This window comes from Sphaerisporangium sp. NPDC088356 (genome assembly GCF_040685555.1).
Taxonomy (GTDB): domain Bacteria; phylum Actinomycetota; class Actinomycetes; order Streptosporangiales; family Streptosporangiaceae; genus Sphaerisporangium.
This window is the reverse complement of record NZ_JBFBIK010000070.1, coordinates 18,884-39,206: the sequence shown is the minus strand read 5'-3', so window position 1 is coordinate 39,206 and position 20,323 is coordinate 18,884. Positions and strand designations below refer to the sequence as shown.

At 72.2% G+C, this 20,323-nt stretch carries 14 protein-coding genes; 6 read left to right on the top strand and 8 right to left on the bottom strand.

Going from position 1 to position 20,323, the window contains the following annotated elements:
- Positions 1-411 precede the first annotated feature (411 nt).
- Positions 412-2,484 carry a CehA/McbA family metallohydrolase gene (locus AB0O34_RS23850; protein WP_363918761.1) on the bottom strand — a complete coding sequence of 691 codons (2,073 nt, stop codon included), beginning with the start codon at positions 2,482-2,484 and terminating at the stop codon, positions 412-414.
- 191 nt (positions 2,485-2,675) lie between these two features.
- Here AB0O34_RS23850 and AB0O34_RS23845 point away from each other — a divergent pair, with 191 nt between their 5' ends.
- Complete coding sequence (locus AB0O34_RS23845; protein WP_363918759.1) at positions 2,676-3,155, top strand: DUF1203 domain-containing protein; 480 nt, start codon at positions 2,676-2,678, stop codon at positions 3,153-3,155.
- 32 nt (positions 3,156-3,187) lie between these two features.
- Here AB0O34_RS23845 and meaB read toward each other — a convergent pair whose 3' ends face one another.
- The 4 genes from meaB to AB0O34_RS23825 form a co-directional block, all read right to left on the bottom strand.
- Positions 3,188-4,171, bottom strand: coding sequence for a methylmalonyl Co-A mutase-associated GTPase MeaB (gene meaB, locus AB0O34_RS23840; protein ID WP_363918757.1), 984 nt, complete (start codon positions 4,169-4,171; stop codon positions 3,188-3,190).
- Positions 4,158-6,347: a methylmalonyl-CoA mutase gene (scpA, locus tag AB0O34_RS23835; protein WP_363918755.1), complete on the bottom strand. Its 2,190-nt coding sequence runs from the start codon at positions 6,345-6,347 to the stop codon at positions 4,158-4,160. The genes meaB and scpA overlap by 14 nt, the downstream gene beginning before the upstream one ends.
- Positions 6,344-8,161, bottom strand: coding sequence for a methylmalonyl-CoA mutase family protein (locus tag AB0O34_RS23830; protein ID WP_363918753.1), 1,818 nt, complete (start codon positions 8,159-8,161; stop codon positions 6,344-6,346). Before AB0O34_RS23830 ends, scpA begins: the two co-directional genes overlap by 4 nt.
- 63 nt (positions 8,162-8,224) lie before the next feature.
- The gene (locus AB0O34_RS23825) at positions 8,225-9,004 is read right to left on the bottom strand and encodes an N-acetylmuramoyl-L-alanine amidase (RefSeq protein WP_363918751.1); all 780 of its coding nucleotides are present in this window, start codon (positions 9,002-9,004) and stop codon (positions 8,225-8,227) included.
- Positions 9,005-9,241: 237 nt separating this feature from the next.
- Here AB0O34_RS23825 and AB0O34_RS23820 point away from each other — a divergent pair, with 237 nt between their 5' ends.
- On the top strand, positions 9,242-10,351 hold the full coding sequence (locus AB0O34_RS23820) for a DUF5925 domain-containing protein (RefSeq protein ID WP_363918749.1): 1,110 nt from the start codon (positions 9,242-9,244) through the stop codon (positions 10,349-10,351).
- Between the two features lie 12 nt (positions 10,352-10,363).
- Here the strand turns inward: AB0O34_RS23820 and merB are convergent, their stop codons facing one another.
- The gene (gene merB / locus AB0O34_RS23815; RefSeq protein ID WP_363918747.1) at positions 10,364-11,134 is read right to left on the bottom strand and encodes an organomercurial lyase; all 771 of its coding nucleotides are present in this window, start codon (positions 11,132-11,134) and stop codon (positions 10,364-10,366) included.
- A 132-nt stretch (positions 11,135-11,266) separates the two neighbouring features.
- Between merB and AB0O34_RS23810 the strand changes: the two genes are divergently transcribed.
- From AB0O34_RS23810 to AB0O34_RS23800, 3 genes are read left to right on the top strand one after another with little or no spacing between them, the layout of a single operon-like run.
- Positions 11,267-12,385 carry a C39 family peptidase gene (locus AB0O34_RS23810; RefSeq protein ID WP_363918745.1) on the top strand — a complete coding sequence of 373 codons (1,119 nt, stop codon included), beginning with the start codon at positions 11,267-11,269 and terminating at the stop codon, positions 12,383-12,385.
- 35 nt (positions 12,386-12,420) lie between these two features.
- Positions 12,421-14,253 carry a prolyl oligopeptidase family serine peptidase gene (locus AB0O34_RS23805; protein ID WP_363918743.1) on the top strand — a complete coding sequence of 611 codons (1,833 nt, stop codon included), beginning with the start codon at positions 12,421-12,423 and terminating at the stop codon, positions 14,251-14,253.
- A complete protein-coding gene (locus AB0O34_RS23800; RefSeq protein WP_363918741.1) occupies positions 14,250-15,551 on the top strand; it encodes a M20/M25/M40 family metallo-hydrolase in 1,302 nt (433 codons plus the stop codon). The genes AB0O34_RS23805 and AB0O34_RS23800 overlap by 4 nt, the downstream gene beginning before the upstream one ends.
- A gap of 105 nt (positions 15,552-15,656) precedes the next feature.
- Here the strand turns inward: AB0O34_RS23800 and AB0O34_RS23795 are convergent, their stop codons facing one another.
- A complete protein-coding gene (locus tag AB0O34_RS23795) occupies positions 15,657-16,265 on the bottom strand; it encodes a fasciclin domain-containing protein (protein ID WP_363918739.1) in 609 nt (202 codons plus the stop codon).
- Between the two features lie 592 nt (positions 16,266-16,857).
- Here AB0O34_RS23795 and AB0O34_RS23790 point away from each other — a divergent pair.
- Positions 16,858-19,611 carry an AbfB domain-containing protein gene (locus AB0O34_RS23790; RefSeq protein ID WP_363918737.1) on the top strand — a complete coding sequence of 918 codons (2,754 nt, stop codon included), beginning with the start codon at positions 16,858-16,860 and terminating at the stop codon, positions 19,609-19,611.
- Here AB0O34_RS23790 and AB0O34_RS23785 read toward each other — a convergent pair.
- A complete protein-coding gene (locus AB0O34_RS23785) occupies positions 19,586-20,215 on the bottom strand; it encodes a DUF4166 domain-containing protein (RefSeq protein WP_363918735.1) in 630 nt (209 codons plus the stop codon). The genes AB0O34_RS23790 and AB0O34_RS23785 overlap by 26 nt on opposite strands.
- Between the last annotated feature and the right edge of the window lie 108 nt (positions 20,216-20,323).

Below are 20,323 nucleotides of genomic sequence, written 5' to 3'. Positions count from 1 at the left end.
GCGGCGGCACAGCCCGATCACCCTGGCGTACAGAAGCGGAGCCTCCCCCGAGCCCGAGCCCGGGCCGGTGGTGCCGGTGCCGGAGTCGTGCCCGGCCGGTGGCGTGCGGTTCCCCCCGAGCGCTCGGGCCACGGTCTCAGAAAGCACCGGATCACTGCTCACGCCCACCTCCCGTAACCAAGTGTGTCGCCATGGTGACATCGATGAGTCCTCCCGGAGGCCGGAAGCCTCCGCGAGGGAGAGATTTCTTCTACCGCGGATCATGCCCGTACGCGGAGGAGTAAGTCGTCAGGTCGCGGGCCCCGGGACGCCCAGGTCAGGCGCCGCAAGGCTTTCGCCCGGTGAGAAGAGGGCGTCGAGGTGGTGGTCGAGCAGCCGGAGCGACGGAGCGCCTCGGTGACGAGGGCGGGCTCAGGCGGGCAGGCGGGCGAGGAGGATGCGCCTGGACTCGTCGATCAGGCGGAGGTGGTCGTCGAGCTGCTCCTTGGTGTCCAGACGCGCCCGTTCCCGGATCAGCCCCTCCAGCAGGTCGAGCCACTCCAGGCACCAGCGGAGGTCCTCGGCGCGGGCCACCCGCCGCCCGCGCACGTCCACGTACACCGGGCTGGTGTGCGCGAACACCCCGGTGAACAGCGATCGCGGGTGGGGGCCGCCCTCGGCGAGGGCGACGACGTAGGTCGGCGCGCCGACGGTGAACTCGGCCGTGAGCTCGCCGGGCGGCCCCTCGGCCAGCACGCCGTCCGCCGTGCGGATCGTCAGCCGCTCCACCTCCGGGCCGATGACCCGGACCGTGACCCTGACCCGGTCGCCGGGGAGGCGGTCGATGGTGTCCCCCGGCTCGTGTCCGTCCACGGTGAGCTCGACGAACGGCCCCGTGGTGGCGAACGTGCGCCCGCGCCGCACGGCCTCGGCGTAGGAGGCGGCGGTCAGCGGCCCCTCGACCTTGGCGTAGGTACGCTCCCAGCCGAGAGGGCTCGCCACCATCTCCATCCGCTGGCGGGTGAACGACAGCATCGAGTCGGTGCCCGCGACGGCGGCCAGGCGGTTGCCCGCGCCGAGCAGCCGCCGGTACACCGCCGACGACCCGGCGGCCGAGGAGAAGTGCAGCACCTCCATGCTGTCGACCAGGCCGAGCGCGGCGTCGACCACCGCGGTCCGCGCCGTGCACTGCGGACGCCCGGTGCCGATGACCTCCCCGGGCGTCTCGACGGGCGAGTGGAAGGCGTGGGCGTAGCCGACGATGGCGCCGAGGCCCCGGAGCTCCTCGCACGCCGCGCTGGTGGGCGGCCAGTCGGCGGTGCCGGTGAAACCGCTGTGGTACCGGCCCGGCGGAGCGGTCATCCCGAAGGCGTGCAGGTGCCCGAGCAGGTCGTTGCGGTACTCGACGCCCATGCGGGCGATGTGGGTCGCGTCCGACCAGGGCAGGTCCTCGCCCGCCCAGTGCTCCAGCGCCTCCCGGTCGTAGACGCGGGGGCCGGACACGTTCGCGGCGAGCAGGTTGAGCACGTGCAGGTCCTCGCCGTGCTGCATGGCCGCCGCCATCGCCGGGGTGGCCACGACGTCCCCGGCGAAGTTGAGGTGCACGTGCAGGTCCCCGCCGTACCAGCCCTTGGCCGCCGCGTCGTACAGCCGCGCCGGGGCCGACTCGACCATGGTCTCCCCCGAGGGGGTCACGACCGTCTCGGCGAAGCCGTACTCCATCCCCCGCGCCACCCGGACGGTCAGCGGCTCGGCGGGCACGTCGAGCACGATGTCGTCGCCGTGGAAGTACGGCAGCCCGTGATGGTCGCGTCTCGCGGGCGCGCCGTCGGGGTACCAGCCCTGGCCGTCGGCGCTCCACACGCTCCACCTGCACGGGAACCCTGCGCGCACCCGGAGCCGCGCGCGCGGGACGAGGCGGGTCAGCCCGGACAGGTCCACCGGCTCGGTGCCGGCGGTCACCTCGGTGGCGGTGTCGATCTCGACCAGCCGCGCCCCGCCAGGGCCGACGCGGTACGCCCGGCCGCCGGCGCGTACCTCCGCCGCCGTCGCCCGGCCGTTGTCGATCAGCAGCGTCAGCGGCACCGGCCGCCCGCCGAGCCCGGCATCCGCCCGGCCGTCCACCCGGGGTGAGAAAGAGGTCTCGCCCTCCGGTTCGAGCGCGGTACGCGGCCGGCCGTCCAGCCGGTGTCCCTGAGCCGTGAGCCTCAGCACGGCGAGCCCCTCGGGCGGCTCCCCGTCGAGCGCGTCCCTGAGCACCTCGTCGAAGTCCAGCTCGCGCACGAGGAGTTCGTGCTCGGCGTCGGTGGCCTCCGGGTGCTCGGCCCGTACCCGGTCGGAGGCAGCCCGGAAGAACGCCTCCTCGCCGACGAACCGGGACGGGCTCATCGACCTGACGTACGCGATCGGGGGCTCGCCCCAGGTCATTCCGTGCTCGGCCAGCGCCTCGCGGTACTCCCCCAGCGCCCTGGCCACGATCTCAGGAAGCATCGGATCATTGCTCATTTGGTCCTCCCGTAACCCCGTTGCCGGTAATGGTCACACCGGCGGGAGCCTTCGGGCCGTGGGGGCCGGGAGCCGGGTGGGGTTTCTTCCCACCCCGGATCGCCTCTGTATAGCCGGATGCGGTCCGGGGTGGGGAATGCGACGGCCGATACCCGCCAGCGCCCGGGCCGGAGACCCGGCAGGGTGGTCTCATGACCACCATCACGACCACCGGGTTCCGTATTCACGTCATCTCGCCTGAAGAGCTGGAGAAGGTGCGGGAGGGCGGTGACGCTTCGGCCCGCCCGGCCGAGCACCTCCTGGCCGAGGGCGGGGAACCGCTGCGCTGCTGCCTGCGCGACGCGCGGCCGGGCGAGGAGATGATCCTCTTCGGCTACGAGCCGGTGATCCCGCCGAGCCCCTACCGGGAGATCGGCGCGGTGCTGGCACACGCGCGTGCCTGCGCCGGCCCGGTGAGCACCGACCGCTACCCCGAGGACTGGTACGGCAGGCCGCAGGTGCTGCGGGCCTACGACCACCGGGGCTGGATCCACGACACCACCCGGGTCCACGACGGCCGGGACCCGCAGGCGGTGATCGCCGAGATGCTGTCCCATCCCGATGTCGTGCGGATCCACAGCCGCAACGTGTCCTATGGCTGCTACATGTTCGAGATCACCCGCCCGGACTGAGCTCCGGGGTCGCGTGACGCCAGGTGAGGGGGCTAGCGGCCGTCGCGGCCGAAGGCGGCGAGGAGCCGGTCGGCGGCGAGGGCGGGGGTGAGGGTGCCCTCCAGCACCTCGCGCTCCACCTCGGCCGTGATCGCCGCCACATCGGGGTTCTCCTTGAGCCGGGCGAGCAGCCGGTCGCGCACGAGCGTCCAGGTCCAGCCGACCTGCTGGCGGCGGCGCTTGGCGGCCAGCTCGCCCGAGGACTCCAGGAGGTCCTGGTGGCGGACGATGTGCCGCCACAGCTCGGAGAGGCCGGTGCCCTCCTGCCCGCTGCAGGTCAGCACGGGGGTGTTCCACGCGCCGCCGCCCCCCCGCAGCAGCCGCAGCGCGCCCGCCAGCTCCCTGGCGGCCTTGCGCGCGTCCATCTCGTGGGGGCCGTCGGCCTTGTTGACCGCGATCACGTCGGCCAGCTCCAGCACACCCTTCTTGATGCCCTGAAGCTGGTCGCCCGTCCGCGCCAGTGTGAGGAGCAGGAAGGTGTCGACCATCTCGGCCACGGCGGTCTCCGACTGCCCGACGCCCACGGTCTCGACCAGGACGATGTCGAACCCGGCCGCCTCGACGACCACCATGGCCTCGCGGGTGGCCTTGGTGACGCCGCCCAGGGTGCCCGAGGTGGGCGAGGGGCGGATGTAGGCGTCCGGATCGACCGAGAGCCTTCCCATGCGGGTCTTGTCCCCGAGGATGCTGCCACCGGTGCGGGTGGAGGACGGGTCGACGGCGAGCACGGCGACCCGGTGCCCCTCCCCCGTCAGGTGGACCCCGAGCGCGTCGATGAAGGTCGACTTGCCCACCCCGGGGACGCCGGTGACGCCGACCCTCCTGGCCTTGCCGGACATGGGGGTCAGCTCGACCAGCAACCGCTGGGCCAGCTCACGGTGGTCGGCCCGGGAGGACTCCACCAGCGTGATCGCCCGGGCGATCCACCCGACGGAACCCTCCCGCACCCCCTGGACGTAGTCCTCAAGCCGTGGCATGGCCCAGCCGGCCGGAGAGGTCGCGCAGCAGGTCGAGGGCCGCGTCGGCGATGACCGTGCCGGGCGGGAAGATCGCGGCGGCGCCGGCGGCGCGCAGCGCGTCGAAGTCGCCCGGAGGGATCACCCCGCCCACGACGATCACGATGTCGTCGCGTCCGAGCGCGGCGAGCCGGTCACGAAGCTCCGGCACGAGCGCGAGGTGGCCGGCCGCGAGCGAGGAGACACCGACCACGTGCACGTCCGCCTCGACGGCCTGGCGGGCCACCTCGGCCGGGGTCTGGAACAGCGGGCCCACGTCCACGTCGAAGCCGAGGTCGGCGAAGGCCGTGGCGATCACCTTCTGGCCCCGGTCGTGCCCGTCCTGGCCGATCTTGGCCACCAGGATGCGGGGCCTGCGGCCCTCCTCGCGCTCGAACGCGGCGCACGCGCCCCGGACCTTCTCGATGTTGGCGGCGTCTCCGGCCTCGTCGCGGTACACCCCGGAGATGGTACGGATCTGTCCCGCGTGCCGCCCGAAGACCTCCTCCAGCGCGTCGGAGATCTCGCCGACCGTGGCCTTGGCGCGGGCGGCGTCGACGGCCAGGGCCAGCAGGTTGCCGTCGCCGGCGGCGCCCCGGGTGAGGGCCGCCAGCGCGTCCCGGCAGGCCTGGTCGTCGCGCTCCTCGCGGAGGCGGCGCAGCTTGTCGATCTGCTGGGCGCGCACGGAGGTGTTGTCGACCTTGAGCACCTCGATGTCCTCGTCGGACCCGGCGCGGTACTTGTTGACGCCGATCACCGGCTGCCTGCCGGAGTCGATGCGCGCCTGGGTGCGGGCGGCGGCCTCCTCGATGCGCAGCTTGGGCAGGCCCGCGTCGATGGCCTTGGCCATGCCGCCCGCCCGTTCGACCTCCTCGATGTGGCCCCACGCCTTGCGCGCCAGCTCGTAGGTGAGCCGCTCGACGTACGCGCTGCCGCCCCAGGGGTCGATCACCCGGCAGGTGCCCGACTCCTGCTGGAGCAGGAGCTGGGTGTTGCGGGCGATGCGGGCGGAGAAGTCGGTGGGCAGGGCCAGCGCCTCGTCCAGGGCGTTGGTGTGCAGGGACTGCGTGTGCCCCTGCGTCGCCGCCATCGCCTCCACGCACGTGCGGACGACGTTGTTGAACACGTCCTGCGCGGTGAGCGACCATCCGGAGGTCTGGCAGTGGGTGCGCAGCGACAGCGACTTGGGGTTCTCGGCGCCGAAGCCCTTGACCAGCTTGGCCCACAGCAGCCGGGCGGCGCGGAGCTTGGCGACCTCCATGAAGAAGTTCATGCCGATGCACCAGAAGAACGACAGGCGCGGCGCGAACGCGTCGACGCCGAGCCCTGCCCCGACCCCCGCCCGCAGGTACTCGACCCCGTCGGCCAGCGTGTAGGCCAGCTCCAGGTCGCACGTGGCCCCGGCCTCCTGGATGTGGTAGCCGGAGATCGAGATGGAGTTGAACTTCGGCATCCGCTCGGAGGTGTACGAGAAGATGTCCGAGATGATCCGCATGGACGGCCCGGGCGGGTAGATGTAGGTGTTGCGGACCATGAACTCCTTGAGGATGTCGTTCTGGATGGTCCCGGCGAGCTGCTCGGGAGCCACCCCCTGCTCCTCGGCGGCCACGATGTAGAGGGCGAGCACCGGGAGCACCGCGCCGTTCATGGTCATCGACACGCTCATGCGGTCGAGGGGGATGCCGTCGAACAGCTGCCGCATGTCGTAGATCGAGTCGATCGCCACGCCCGCCATGCCGACGTCCCCGGCCACGCGCGGGTGGTCGGAGTCGTAGCCCCGGTGGGTGGCGAGGTCGAAGGCGACCGACAGGCCCTTCTGCCCGGCGGCCAGGTTGCGCCGGTAGAAGGCGTTCGACTGCTCGGCCGTGGAGAACCCGGCGTACTGCCGGATCGTCCACGGCTGGTTGACGTACATCGTCGGGTAGGGGCCGCGCAGGAACGGCGCGATGCCCGGGTAGGTCGACAGGAAGTCGAGGCCGTCGAGGTCGCCTGCGGTGTAGAGCGGCTTGACGCCGATGCCCTCGGGGGTGTCCCACGTCAGGTCGGACGGGCTCTTGCCGACCTGGTCGCGCACGGCCCGCGCCCAGCCTTCGAGGTCGGCCCGGCCGCCGTCCGGGGTCCCGGGGTTCAGGGGGATCCCTGAGAAGTCGGGAATCATGGGGTCACTCCCAGATCGTCGAACGTGGTGCGGAGCACTTCCAGCACGTCGCACCCGGCGTGGAGGTTGGCGTCCACCCCCTCATGGTCACCCTTCCCCGCCAGCCAGATCTTTCGCGCGCCCGCCCGCCGGAGCTCTGCCGCGACCGCCGCGGCGTGCTCGGCGTACAGCTTGTCGCTGGAGCACAGGCAGGCGACCGTGGCGCCGCTGCGCCGGAAGGCCTCGGCGATCTCGGCCGGGTCTGTGGCGGGGCCGCTCGGGACGGTGGCGATGCCGCCGGCCTGGAACAGGTTCGCCGCGAACGAGGCGCGCGCGGTGTGCGCGGCCACCGGGCCGATCGTCGCCAGGAAGACCTCGGGCCTCGCCTCCGCCCGGTCGGCGGCGTCGCGCAGCTCCTCGAAGCCCTGCGCGTAGTGCACCCGGGGCAGGCCGCCTCCGGGCGGCTCGGGCGCGGGCCGCCGGGAAGGGCGGCGCTCGGCCAGGTTCGGGAACTCGCTGACGCCGGTGATCGGGTCGCGGCGGCGGGCGATGCCGGCGGACCGGCGCGCCCAGGTGGCGGCGAGCCGCTCGGGGATCAGCCGGTCGAGGGCCGCCTCCGCGCCGCCCGCGCGCTCGATCTCCTGGAACCACTCCCAGGCCTTGCCCGCCAGGTCGGCGGTGAGCCGCTCGGCGTACCAGGAGCCGCCCGCCGGGTCGATGACCCTGGCGACGCCGGCCTCCTCGACCAGCAGCGACTGGGTGTTGCGGGCGATGCGGCGTGCGAAGGCGTCGGGCAGGCCGAGGCGCGCGTCGAAGGGCTGCACGGTGACGGCGTCCGCGCCACCGACGCCGGCGCCGAAGCAGGCGAGCGTGGTGCGGAGCATGTTCACCCACGGGTCGCGGCCGGTCATCATCGCCGACGAGGTGACCGCGTGCTGGGCCTGGCCGCCGTGGGCCGGGACGCCGCAGGCCTCGGCGACGCGCGCCCAGAGAGACCGCGCGGCCCGGAACTTCGCGATCGTGAGGAACTGGTCGGCCGTGGCGGCGTACCGGAACTCGATCTGCCCGAACGCCTCCTCCACCGGCAGGCCGCCGTCGGTCAGGGCGCGCAGGTAGGCGACCCCGGTGGCGATCGAGCAGCCGAGCTCCTCGGCGTCGGATCCGCCCGCGTCGTGGTACGGCGTGGCGTCGACGGTGATCGCCCGCAGGGAGGGGAGCTCGCGGGCGCGCCGGGCAAGCTCGACGGCCCCGGCCATGGCGGCGGGCGCGCCCGTCCTCGCCCGCAGGCCGAGGGGGTCGGCGCCGAGGTTGCCGCCGGCGGGGGCGATGCCGCGCTCGGCCGCGAGCCGCAGGAAGATCTCGGCGGCCTCGCCCGTACGGGCTCCCGCGTCGAGCGCGACGGGGGCGAGGTCGAGGTAGACGCCGTCCAGGACCCGGGGCAGCGCGGCGGGGTCGAGCCCGCCGTCGCCGAGGACGAGCCACAGCGAGGTGACGCCGTTCTCCAGGTCGGTGAGCACGGCCTCGCGGGTCACCGACGGGTCGGGGTGGGCGTGGCGCTGGCGCACGTCCCACCCGGACACCGCGCCGCCGGCCGGGCGGGTGCCCCGCGTGTAGGGCGCGGAGCCCGGCACGCCGGGGTCGCCGGGCAGGTCGGCGGCGTCGTACAGGGGCTGGAGGGTCACGCCGTCGTAGGTCGTGAAGGCCAGTGCCTCCTCGGGCGAGGCGACCTCGGCACCGGACCTGCGCAGCACGCCCAGGGCGAGCCGCCGCCAGTCCTCCCGCGTGCCGGGCGGGAACCCTGCGGCCGGATGGAGCTCCTCAGGCTGCACCGTCATGTCACGGATCGTAGGCGCTGGCGATCCGGAGGGACACTTCGGGGACCCCCCTCACGGACGCGCTCAGGCGAGCGGGGCCTCCCAGGCGGCGTTCCAGGTGTCCTTGCCGACCACGCCGTCGACGCTCAGGTGCTGCTCCTGCTGGAACTTGCGGCACAGGTCGCGCGACGCCGGCCCGTACGCGCCGTCCACGTCGATGGTGAAGCCGCGCTTGTCCATCTGGGCCTGCCAGGTGCGCACGTCCTCGCCGCGCATGACCGGCGGGTACTTCAGCAGCCTGCCGGGGAACTTCGGGTGCTCGGCGGGGCCGGGATCGGTGGGGCCGGTCTGGCCGCCGGGGCGCGGGGCCCCCTTCTTCACCCACGCGTACAGCGCCGTGCCGGGGCAGTCGGTGGAGTAGCCGTCGCGGTGGCCCTTGATCTCCTTGCCCGCGCCGCCCTCCTCGCGCAGGTAGTCGATGGCGTCGAGGATGCCGTGGAGCATGCCGTCGGGGGGCTGCACGAGGCCGGAGTTGCCGACGAGGCCGAGGACGGCGTAGTGGCCGGTGTTCAGGCCGGGCCCGTTGGCGGCCGGCAGGTGCCCGGGGCCGCGGCCGACGAAAACCTTGCGGTGCGGGCAGGCGACCATGCTGTAGCCGATGTCGAGCCAGCCGTTCCCGTCCATGTGAAAGCTCTGGATGGATTTCACCATGGCGACGCACTTGGCGTGGTCGTCCACGATGGAGGGTTCCACGCGGCCACCCGTGTAGTGAACCTTGACGCCCTTTGTGGAGGTCAGCGTCGTATAGGAGCCACGCGGGGCGCGGGCGCCCCACTCTTTACGCGTCACTAGGTCGATGGCCACGAACTTCTCCCGGGGGGAACACGAGCATTCAGGACTGACGGACCACTGTCCTCCCACAGGGCACGCAAACCAGCCCTTCGCGGCTCGCAGTGGACCGATCCGCGCGACCAACCCTAACCATGGATACATGCGCACATGACGGATTCGCCCATGTCCGCATAGCACGGCACATTGATTTAACGGACTTCCCAGGAAAATCCGTGGACTCCACACACTATGGGCCTGAATCATGAATATATGTCCGTTGTGGAGGAGGTTCGTTTCCCCGCCGCCGAAGCCCTGCCCATGAAGGTATGGCTCGACGACGGCGACTCGCCGATCGATGTCATCGACGCTCTCGCGCTGTCCCCGTTCGCCACCGGGAACCAGCCCTGGGCACGTTCCACCAACCTGGAGCGAGTGCGTCCCGACGCCCCGCTGATGCCCGCGCGTGCCCGGCTGACCCGTGCCGCCAGGGAGGACGACGGCCGTGAGTCGCGCCTTGCGTGCGGAGACGGCTGGACGCTCAGGGTGGTGCGGTTCCGCAACCGCTCGGCCGTGCTGACCGTGACCGCCGTCAGCGACGAGCTCGCGCGCTCGGTGCTGGAGGAGTCCACCAAGGACGCGGTCGAGCCGCCTCCCACGGACGCCGACCACGTCGACATGGGCTTCTGGTGGACCGGCGCCCACGGGCCCCGCCGCACCCAGCGCCCGATCACCGCGCCGCGCTGGCGGGCGATCAAGGCGAACTACTCGCGCGCCGCCGGCGAGTCGCTCGAAGGCCTCATGGCGGTGACCCCCTCCGACATCAACGGGCGGCTGATCCTGCTGCACGGTCCTCCGGGCACCGGCAAGACCACGGCGCTCCGTGCCCTCGCCAGGGAGTGGGCCGCCTGGTGCCAGGTCGACTGCGTGCTCGACCCCGAGCGGCTGTTCGCCGACCCCGGCTACCTGATGGAGGTCGCCGTCGGGTACGACTCCGACGACGACGGCCACCGCTGGCGGCTGCTGGTGCTGGAGGACTGCGACGAGCTCATCCGCGCCGAGGCCAAGGAGGCCACGGGCCAGGGACTGTCCCGCCTGCTCAACCTGACCGACGGGCTGCTCGGCCAGGGCAGGGACGTCCTGGTGGCCGTGACCACCAACGAGGACCTCGCCCGCCTGCACCCGGCGGTCGTGCGGCCGGGACGCTGCCTGTCACAGGTGGAGGCGGGCCGCCTGTCCGCCGAGGAGGCCGCCGCGTGGCTGGGCTCCTCCGAGGGCGTCGGCCGGTCGGGGGCGTCGCTGGCGGAGCTGTTCGCCCTGCGCTCCGGGCGGGCGCCGGCCGTCCCGGCCGCTCCCGCCGAGGCCACCGGCCTGTACCTCTGACCCGGCCGGCCGTCACCCCTGATCCGGCCGGACGTGCTCCGAGCGTGCCAGCAGGGCCGGTTCGGTGTGCGACAGCGCGCGCGGAACCGGCCGCGCCGTCCCGTCACCGACGGCCGGCGGCGGCTCGCTGCCCCAGAACGGGCCGGCCAGGCCGAGCTCCTGGAAGAGCGCGCGTGCCTCGTCGGGGGTGCGCCGGCGGTAGTCCCTGGTGAGCCGCCCGGCGTACCACCGGGTCGCCAGCAGCCACAGCGTCCGCATGTCGAGGATCACCCCCCGGGGGCTGCGGGTCTGGCGCAGCCACCGCCCCACGTGCTCCTCGGAGCAGAACAGCGACTGGTGCCCGCAGGCGAACATCACGTCGTCCCACATGCGCGGGATGGGCACCAGGAAGTGCGCCACCAGGTCGGCGGTCGGCGGCTCGTCCGGGCACACGTCCAGCGCCAGCGCCCTGCCGCAGCCGGGACAGTGGGTCGCGACCATGCAGTTCTCGCCGACCAGCGCGGGGATGGCGAAGGAGTCCCAGGCGCAGCCGCCCCACCACTTCACCTTCTCGCTGGTGACGACGAAGCCGAGCGGCACGGCCGACCACGGGTGCGCCATGAGGATCAACCGCCTGTCGTCGTCCAGCACGAGCAGGTGGGCGTCGTGCAGCGCCCTGAGCGCCCCCAGCGCATCGGAGGGTTCGATCCCGAACTCGGCGGCCACATCCTCCGGGCGCGGCGGATCGCCCCGCTCGGCGAACCGCCGGTAGACGAACGTCCGCACGTCTGCGAGATCGTGCATGAGACTGACGATACCCAGCGTGACCTGGGTCGATCCCGCGAAATCTCCATGACTGCGGTCCCGGCGCGGTCTGATTACGGATACGTAAACCATCCGATGTGCCGTGCAAGGCCCAAAACCACAATCGGCAAGGTGGTCAATCCGTCGCCCGCCGATCCCAGCCGTGTCGTCCTCCACCGGTGGACCTCCGTGGTCCCCTCCGAGAGCGGCGTCACCGGCTACCTCGATCCTTTCGGCGGCGAGACCACCGCGTGGCCCTACACCCGGTGGACCTCCGAGGAGCGCGACATCGGCTTTCCCGCCACCGAGCTGGTCCCCTCCTGGACCGCCAGCGCCCCCAAGGGATCATGGATCCGGGTGGAGCTGCGGGCGCGCACCGCCACCGGCGGCCTGACCAAGTGGTACGACATGGGCCGGTGGGCGGAGGGCGGCGGCGACATCCACCGCACCTCGCTGCCCGGCCAGGGCGACGAGGACGGCGACGTCGCGGTCGACACCTTCGTCGCCACCCGGCCCGTCACGGCGTACCGGCTGCGCATCACGCTTCACGGCGCCGAGGCGGCCGTGCACACGGCCGGGGTGATGGCCTCGGCGGTTCCCACGCGCGCCAGCGTCCCGGTGAGCCCGGCGAGCGAGGGCCCCCGGGTCGAGCTGGCCGTGCCGCCGCGCTCACAGAAGACCCACGCAGGCCACCACCCCGAGTGGGGAGGCGGCGGCGACTCCTGGTGCAGCCCGGCCTCGATGACCATGGTCCTGCAGTACTGGGGGCGCGGGCCCGCACCCGGCGACCTCACCTTCGTCGACCCCGCCGACCCGTGCCCCGCCGTGGACCACGCGGCCCGCGACATGTACGACCACAGCTACCAGGGCACCGGCAACTGGCCGTTCGGGGTCGCCTACGCCGGGCGGTACGGGCTGCGCGGCTTCGTCACCCGCATGCGCTCGCTGGCCGAGGTGGAACGATTCATCCGCGCCGGGATCCCGGTGATCACCTCGCAGTCGTTCAAGGAGCACGAGCTTCCCGGCTCGGGATACTCCACGCGCGGCCACCTCATGGTCGTGACGGGTTTCACCGCCGGAGGCGACGTCATCGCCAACGATCCGGCCGCGCCGTCCGACGAGACGGTCAAGAGAATCTATCCGAGGGCCGCATTCGAGAACGTCTGGTTACGCACCACCAGCAGCGGGGGAATCGTCCATGTCATCCACCCGCACGACATCCCACTCCCACCTTCAGAGGGCAACTGGTGATCGACTCTCCTGTCACTGCAGTCGACGTCGCACGCGTGGATGACCGCCCGTTCTGGGTGGAGATCGTCCCCGCTCCCGCCGGCGAGGAGGTGTGGTGGGACGTGCCACGCCCGGCCGAGGGCGGGCGGCGCTGCGTCGTGCGGCGCGCGCCCGACGGAAGCGTCCAGGACGTGCTGCCCCAGGGGTGGAACGCCCGCAGCCGGGTGATCGAGTACGGCGGACGCTCATGGCGGCCTCTTGCGGACGGCGGGCTGGTGTTCACCAACTGGGAGGACCAGCGGCTCTACCGCTGCGCCCCCGGAGGCGACCCGGTGCCGCTCACCCCGCCCGGATCGTCCCGCTACGCCGACCTGGTGATCCACGGGGACGAGGTCTGGTGCGTGCGCGAGACCGACGACGAGCGCGACCTGGTCGCGGTGCCGCTCGGCGGCGGGCCGGTCCGCGTGGTCGTCATGGCACAGCACTTCATCATGAACCCGCGCGTCTCCCCCGACGGCCGCCTGCTGGCCTGGATCGGCTGGGACCACCCCGCCATGCCCTGGGACGGCACCGAGCTGTGCGTGGCCCCGCTGCGCGACGACGGCACCGCCGGGCCGCACCGCGTCGTGGCGGGCGGGCCGCAGGAGGCGGTCGCGCAGGCCGAGTGGCGCGACGACGACGCGCTGTACGCGGTGACCGACCCGACCGGTTGGTGGAACATCCACCTGGTCCCGCTCGACGGCACTCCCCCGCGCAACCTCACCCCGTCGCCGCAGGAGTTCGGCGACGCGGCCTGGAAGCTCGGCTACCAGTGGTTCGCGCTCGCGGGCGACCGCATCGTGACGATGTACGGCACCGCCGACGGCAAGCGGCTGGGCGTGCTGGACCCCGCCACCGGAAAGATCACCGACATCGGCGGGTCGTACACCTACTGGGCGCCGACGGTCTCCGCCTCCCCCGACGGGTCGAGCGTGGTCGCCGTGGGCGGCTCGCCGCACAAGCCCTACGAGGTCGTGCGCGTCGACCTCGCGACCGGTGCGCAGGAGGTGCTCTCGCCCGCCAAGGAGCTTCCCGACCCGGCGGTGCTGCCGGTCCCCGAGGCGATGCTCTTCGACGGCGTGCACGCCCACGTCTACCGTCCGGCGGGCGCCGAGGAGGGCACCCCCGCCCCGTACGTCATGTTCGTCCACGGAGGCCCGACGGGCTCCAGCCCGATGGTCTTCGACCTGGAGATCGCCTACTTCACCAGCCGGGGCATCGGCGTCGCCGAGGTCAACTACGGGGGCTCCACCGGGTACGGCAGGGCCTACCGCGAGCGGCTCCGGCACAACTGGGGCGTCGTCGACGTGCGCGACAGCGAGACCGTCGCGCGCGGCCTGGCGGCGGCCGGGCTCGCCGACCCCGAGCGCGTCGCCATCCGCGGCGGCAGCGCGGGCGGCTGGACGTCGGTGGCGGCGCTCGTGCACAGCGACGTCTTCCGGGGCGCGGTCGCCCACTACGCGATCACCGACCCCGAGGGCTGGGCCAGGGAGACCCACGACTTCGAGTCCAGGTATCTCGACGGCCTCATCGGCCCGCTGCCCGAGACCCGCCGGCGCTACATGGACCGCTCCCCCACCCTGCACGCGGCGCAGGCGTCCGGGCCGGCGCTGCTCATGCACGGCCTGGAGGACGCCATCGTCGATCCCGTGCAGGCCGAGCGGTTCGTCGCCGCGCTCGACGAGCACGGCGGGCGATGGGCCTACCTCACCTTTCCGGGGGAACAGCATGGCTGGAGAAGAGAGGAAACCATTGTCGCGGCACTTGAGGCCGAGCTCGCGTTCTACGGGCTCATCTTCGGCTTCCCCACTCCCGAAGTGCCGCCGCTGACGCTGAAAGGAAGAATGTGACCGAGGTCGCAAGCATCTGCTCGGACCTGCTCAAGATCGACACTACCAACGACGGGACGCCGGACGGCTCGGGAGAGCGTCTGGCCGCCGAGTACGTCGCGGGGCTGCTATCCGGCCTGGGCATCGAGCCCACGGTGTTCGAGTCGGCGCCCCGCCGCACCAGCGTGGTGGCCCGCATCCCGGGGGACAGCTCGGAAGCCCTGCTGATCCACGGCCATCTGGACGTCGTCCCCGCCGACCCGGCGGAGTGGAAGCTCCACCCCTTCTCCGGCGAGATCGCCGACGGGTGCGTGAACGGGCGCGGCGCGGTGGACATGAAGGGCACCCTGTCCATGACGCTGGCGCTGGTGAGCGAGTGGGCCCGGCAGGGCCTGCGCCCCAAGCGCGACATCGTGCTGGCGTTCCTCGCCGATGAGGAGGCCACCGGTGAGTACGGCGCGGGCTACGCCGTCACCCGGCACCGCGACCTGTTCGAGGGCTGCACCGAGGCCATCAGCGAGTCGGGCGGCTTCAGCGTGACCGTTCCGCGCGACGCCGCCTCCGACGACCTGCGGGTCTACCCGGTGGCGGTGGGTGAGCGCGGCACGGCCTGGATGAAGGTCACCGCGCACGGCGTGGCCGGGCACGGCTCCAAGCCGCCGGCGGACAACGCCGTGGCGGAGCTCTGCCGGGCCCTCGCGCGCCTGGCCGACCACCGATGGCCCGTACGGCTCACGCCCGCCGTGGCCTCCCTCATCGAGGGCCTCGGCCGGGCCCTCGGGACGACGATCGACCTCGACCGGCTCGACGAGGAGGTCGAGCGCCTGGGCAAGGTCGGCACCCTGTTCAAGGGCGTGATCCGCAACTCGGCCAACCCGACCATGCTGACCGCGGGGTACAAGGTCAACGTCATCCCCGGCACGGCCGAGGCCCACGTGGACGGCAGGTTCCTGCCCGGGTTCCGCGACGAGTTCCTGGAGACGATCGACAAGCTGCTCGGGCCGAAGATCAGCCGGGAGTTCGTCAGCTTCGGCGACGGCGTGGCCTCGCCCACCGAAGGCCTCTTCGACGACCTGTGCTCGGCCCTGCTGGCCGAGGACCCCGCGGGACGCCCCGTCCCGTACGTCATGACCGGCGGCACCGACGCCAAGTCCTTCGCCACGCTCGGCATCAGGGGGTACGGCTTCGCGCCGCTGCTGCTGGACCCCCGGCTGGACTACTTCGGGATGTTCCACGGCGTGGACGAGCGGGTGCCGGTCGCCGGCCTGGAGTTCGGCGTCCGCGTCCTGGACCGCCTGCTGACGTCCCGCGCGGCCTGAGGAACCTTCACGGCTCCGGCCGGGGTACGGGCGGCAGGTACGCCCCCCGTGCCCCGGCCGGATCGTGGTGGTTCAGACGGGCATCGAGCCGATGCCGCGGATCTTTCAGCTCCGGGGCTTGAGGACCGAGTCGATGATGTAGAGGGTGGCGTTGCGGGTCTGCAGGTTGCCGCAGACCACCTGGGCGTCGTTGACCTTGAAGGTGTCGCCCGACCTACTGGTGGTGATCTTCCCGCCCTCCAGGGTGGTGAAGTCGCCCTTCTCCAGGTCGGCGGGGGTCTTGCGGCCCTGGACGACGTGGTAGGTGAGCACCTTGGTCAGCTCGTTCTTGTTGCCCAGGAGCCGGTCTATCTGGTCCTTCGGGACCTTCTTGAAGGCGTCGTTGCTGGGCGCGAAGACGGTGATGTCGCTGGCGGAGTTCAGCGTGTCCACCAGGCCCGCCTTCTTCGCGGCGTCGACGAGGTCGGACAGGTCGGGGATGTGCTGCGCGGCGGTGACCACCGGCTCGCCGGCGATCGCCGACGGGCTACCGGGCCCGGAGCTCGGCAGGGACTTGCAGCCCGGGCCGACCGGAGAGGGAGAGGCTGAGGGTGTCGGCGTATGGACGGTCCTTGGCGTGCCGCCGCCGCTCGTGATGGCGCCTGCGGTGGTGCCGTAGCCGGCCGTGAGCGACAGGGCCGCCACAACCGGAAGGGCGAGAAGACGAGTGTTCATGTGCCTGTCCCCTTTTGTGCTCTTTTGAAGGGCGGTCACCTTGCGGTCCGACTGGTCACTGAAAGGGTCACCGGGCCTCCATGCCCGTGACGGGCGGCGGGCACCGCCCGGCCCGTCCGTCCGTCCGCGAGACCCCTCGGTCGACCGCGGACCCATGCGACGGCAGCCCTTGTGAGAAGGCCGGTGCACAGCGGCCCCCGCTCAATCAAGCCGGCCGCGCCCGGGAGCGTTTTTGCACGTCCCCGCGCACGACGACCCTCTCATTATCGCCGAGCGCCCGCCGCCGCCACCCATGCGGAGGATGGCATGCGACAAAACGTCGGCCATGTGAAAGGGATACCTGACACGAAACCGCCGCCCCGCCAGAAGTAGGCCAAGGTTCGGGCGGGCCACGGTCGACCCCCTCACCCGCGCTCGCGTCGCGGGCGGCCGGCCGGGCGCATCGCTCCACGGAGCACACCGATCGCATCCAGTCCGGAAGTTGGCTATTTTCGTCCGCACTTGGGCGATGTATGGTCGGCTCACGATCGGATGCAGTCAAGTTCGGTCTTCTTCGGTCTCGGGGGATCCCTTCGTTCCGCCAAGGAGTGAGATGGTCAGACCCTCCGGCTGGGCCCGCCGTGTGATCACGGCACTGGTGCTCTCCGCCGCCACCCTGACAGGGCAGGCTCAGCTCTCACCCCCCGCCGCGCACGCGGCACCACCGCTCACCACGCCCTGGACCGCCCAGGTGAGCCCGGACAACGCCCTGCCGGAGTATCCCCGGCCCCAGATGGTCCGCTCCGAGTGGCAGAACCTCAACGGCCTGTGGCAGTTCGCCGGCACCGGATCGATCGGCAGCCCGCCCGTCGGCCAGAACCTGGCCGAGCAGGTGCTGGTGCCGTATCCCATCGAGTCCGGCCTCTCGCGCGTCCAGCGCCACGAGGACCGCATGTGGTACCGCCGCACGTTCACCGTCCCCTCCACCTGGTCCGGGCGGCACGTACGGCTCAACTTCGGCGCGGTCAACTGGGAGGCGCGGGTCTGGGTCAACGGCACCGCCGTCGCGACCCACACCGGCGGCTACGACCCGTTCAGCGCCGACATCACCTCGGCCCTGCGCGCCGGTTCCAACGAGGTCATCGTCGGCGTGTACTCACCGGTCGACGCCACCGGCATCCCCATAGGCAAGCAGCGGCGCTCGCCGGGAGGCATCTTCTACACCGCGCACTCCGGCATCTGGCAGACCGTCTGGCTGGAGCCGGTCAACGCCGCCGCCGTCACCCGCCTGGACACCGTCCCCGACGTCGCGGCCGGGGTGCTCGACCTGGTCGTCCAGGGGGCGGGCGTCTCCGGGCAGGGCGTGCGGGCCGAGGCGCTCACCGGCGGGCAGGTGGTCGGCAGCGCGACCGGCGCGGTCGGCGCGCATCTGCGCGTCCCCGTCCCGAACGCCCGGCTGTGGTCGCCGGACGACCCGTTCCTGTACGACCTGCGGGTGACCCTCACCGGCACCGGCGGCGGGGACGCCGTCACCGGCTACTTCGGGATGCGGTCGGTCGGCAAGGCCATGGTCGGCGGCGTGCTGCGGCCGACCGTCAACGGCAGGTTCCTGTTCCAGATGGGCACCCTCGACCAGGGCTACTGGCCGGACGGCATCTCCACCGCGCCCACCGACGAGGCCCTGCGCTTCGACCTCGAACAGCAGAAGGCGCTCGGCTTCAACCTCGTGCGCAAGCACGTGAAGGTCGAGCCGGCCCGCTGGTACTACTGGGCGGACAGGCTGGGCCTGCTGGTATGGCAGGACATGCCCTCGATGCGCACCGGGGTCTCCCCCTCCACCAGCGACCGCGCGAACTTCGAGAGCGAGTTGCACCGCGTGGTCGACAGCCTGCGCGGCATCACCTCGATCGTGCAGTGGATCCCGTTCAACGAGGGCTGGGGCGAGTACGACCCGGCCCGCATCGCCGACCTGGTCAAGAGCTGGGACCCCACCCGGCTGGTCACCAACAACTCCGGCTCCAACTGCTGCGGCTTCGACGGCGGCAACGGGGACGTCATCGACGACCACATCTACGTCGGCCCGGGCGCCCCGCACCGGCCCACCGCCGACCGGGTCGCCGTGCTCGGCGAGTTCGGCGGCCTCGGCCTGCGCAGCCCCGGCCATGAGTGGCCAGGTACGGGCTTCGCGTACGAGATGACGCCGGACGCCACGACGCTCACCAACCGGTACGTGCAGATCAACGAGCAGCTCAAACCGCTGATCATGAGTGGAGGGCTGTCGGCCTCCATCTACACCCAGCCCACCGACGTGGAGAACGAGGTCAACGGCATCTGGACCTACGACCGCAAGGTGCGCAAGATGGACGCCGACCGGGTCCGGGCGGTCAACCGCTCGGTGATCGAGTCGGCCGGCGGGCTTCCCGTCGACGGGCTGGTCTCGCTGCGGGTGACCACCCCCGGCTACACCGACCGCTACCTGCGCCACAGCGCGTCGCTCGCCCGTATCGACGTGGTCACCTCGACCAGCCCGGACACCCTCAAGCAGGACGCCACGTTCTACGTGCGGCGCGGGCTGGCCGACGGGAGCTGCTACTCCTTCGAGTCGCGCAACTTCCCCGGGCACTACCTGCGGCACCAGGACTTCCGGGTGCGCAAGGACCCAAGGGACGGCACCGCGCTGTTCGACCAGGACGCCACCTTCTGCCGGCGTGACGGCCGCACGGGCAACGGCGTGTCGTTCGAGTCGCTCAACCTTCCGGGGTACTTCCTGCGCCACTACGCCGAGGGGGTCTACATCGCGCGCAGCGGGGGCCCGAACCCCTGGGACGGATTCGCGTCCTTCGCCGACGACGCGACCTGGCAGGTGGCCGCCCCCTGGTGGCGCAGCGGCGCCGGGCTGACCGTCGGCTCGGCCCTGTCCCTGCGCGTGGCGACCCCGGGCTTCACCGACCGCTACCTGCGCCACAGCGCGTCGCTCGCCCGTACCGACGTGGTCACCTCGACCAGCCCGGACACCCTCAAGCAGGACGCCACGTTCTACGTGCGGCGCGGGCTGGCCGACGGGAGCTGCTACTCCTTCGAGTCGCGCAACTTCCCCGGGCACTACCTGCGGCACCAGGACTTCCGGGTGCGCAAGGACCCAAGGGACGGCACCGCGCTGTTCGACCAGGACGCCACCTTCTGCGCCCAGCCGCCCCGTTTCGGGTCCTCCGGGGTCGGCCTCTCCGCCTCCAACATCACCGGCGACATCCGGCACTACGCGGAGGAGGTGTACGTCGCCTCCTCCGGCGGTTCGCACGCCTTCGACGCCTCCTCGCACTACGACGAGGACACGACCTGGGTCATCGCGCCTCCCTGGGCTCCCTGACGCCCCGGCGGCGGCGCCCGTCCTCGGTGCGCCGCCGCACCGGTCGTTCCTCCCGTATGTGGCCCCGGTAGGACATCAGCACGCCGATCAGCGGCACGGTGACCCTCACCGCGACGTGGAAGCGCGGCGGCCTTCGGTCGCGGTCGCCGTCCTCCACCCACGCGTGCGCGAAGACGCGGGGCGCGAACCTCTCGGGCAGCGGGATCTCCCGCCCGCCCACCCGCAGCACGGCGCCCACCTGCACGACGTTCACCTCGTCCGGGCCCGCCACGGTACGCGTGCGGATCTCCAGCGGTCCGTGCCGCTCCCATCCGCGCTCTCCGGCGCGGCTCTGGACGCTGACCAGCCTCCGCGCGCCGATCTCGCGCTCCCACCTCTCGGTGATCCGCGCCTCCCCCGTCTCCGGATCCGCTCCGGGAGAGCGGTGAACGGTCACCCGCGCCGGCACCGCGGTGCACGTACGGGGGAACCCGAGCACGGCGCACGCCAGCCTGCCGAACACCCCCGGGCCACGCCGGACCTCCAGCACGCCCGTGCCACCGACCGTCTCATCCCCCAGATGAAACCGGCACATCCACGCGTACGCCTCATCCCCCACATCCACCCCTCCTCCGTGCTGGTGAACGGCCTTCGCGAGCCGTATCTTCTCGCGGCGACCCGGATCTGACGCTTCCCGCGGCGACCGCCCATGATCAATTCATGGACGATCGAT

Excerpts from the sequence above, each read along its gene's own strand:
- AB0O34_RS23820 (WP_363918749.1), top strand. The coding sequence starts at position 9,242 with ATGTCCGTTGTGGAGGAGGTTCGTTTCCCCGCCGCCGAAGCCCTGCCC.
- AB0O34_RS23850 (WP_363918761.1), bottom strand. The coding sequence starts at position 2,484 with ATGAGCAATGATCCGATGCTTCCTGAGATCGTGGCCAGGGCGCTGGGG.
- merB (WP_363918747.1), bottom strand. The coding sequence starts at position 11,134 with ATGCACGATCTCGCAGACGTGCGGACGTTCGTCTACCGGCGGTTCGCC.
- meaB (WP_363918757.1), bottom strand. The coding sequence starts at position 4,171 with ATGCCACGGCTTGAGGACTACGTCCAGGGGGTGCGGGAGGGTTCCGTC.
- AB0O34_RS23845 (WP_363918759.1), top strand. The coding sequence starts at position 2,676 with ATGACCACCATCACGACCACCGGGTTCCGTATTCACGTCATCTCGCCT.
- scpA (WP_363918755.1), bottom strand. The coding sequence starts at position 6,347 with ATGATTCCCGACTTCTCAGGGATCCCCCTGAACCCCGGGACCCCGGAC.
- AB0O34_RS23795 (WP_363918739.1), bottom strand. The coding sequence starts at position 16,265 with ATGAACACTCGTCTTCTCGCCCTTCCGGTTGTGGCGGCCCTGTCGCTC.
- AB0O34_RS23790 (WP_363918737.1), top strand. The coding sequence starts at position 16,858 with ATGGTCAGACCCTCCGGCTGGGCCCGCCGTGTGATCACGGCACTGGTG.
- AB0O34_RS23830 (WP_363918753.1), bottom strand. The coding sequence starts at position 8,161 with ATGACGGTGCAGCCTGAGGAGCTCCATCCGGCCGCAGGGTTCCCGCCC.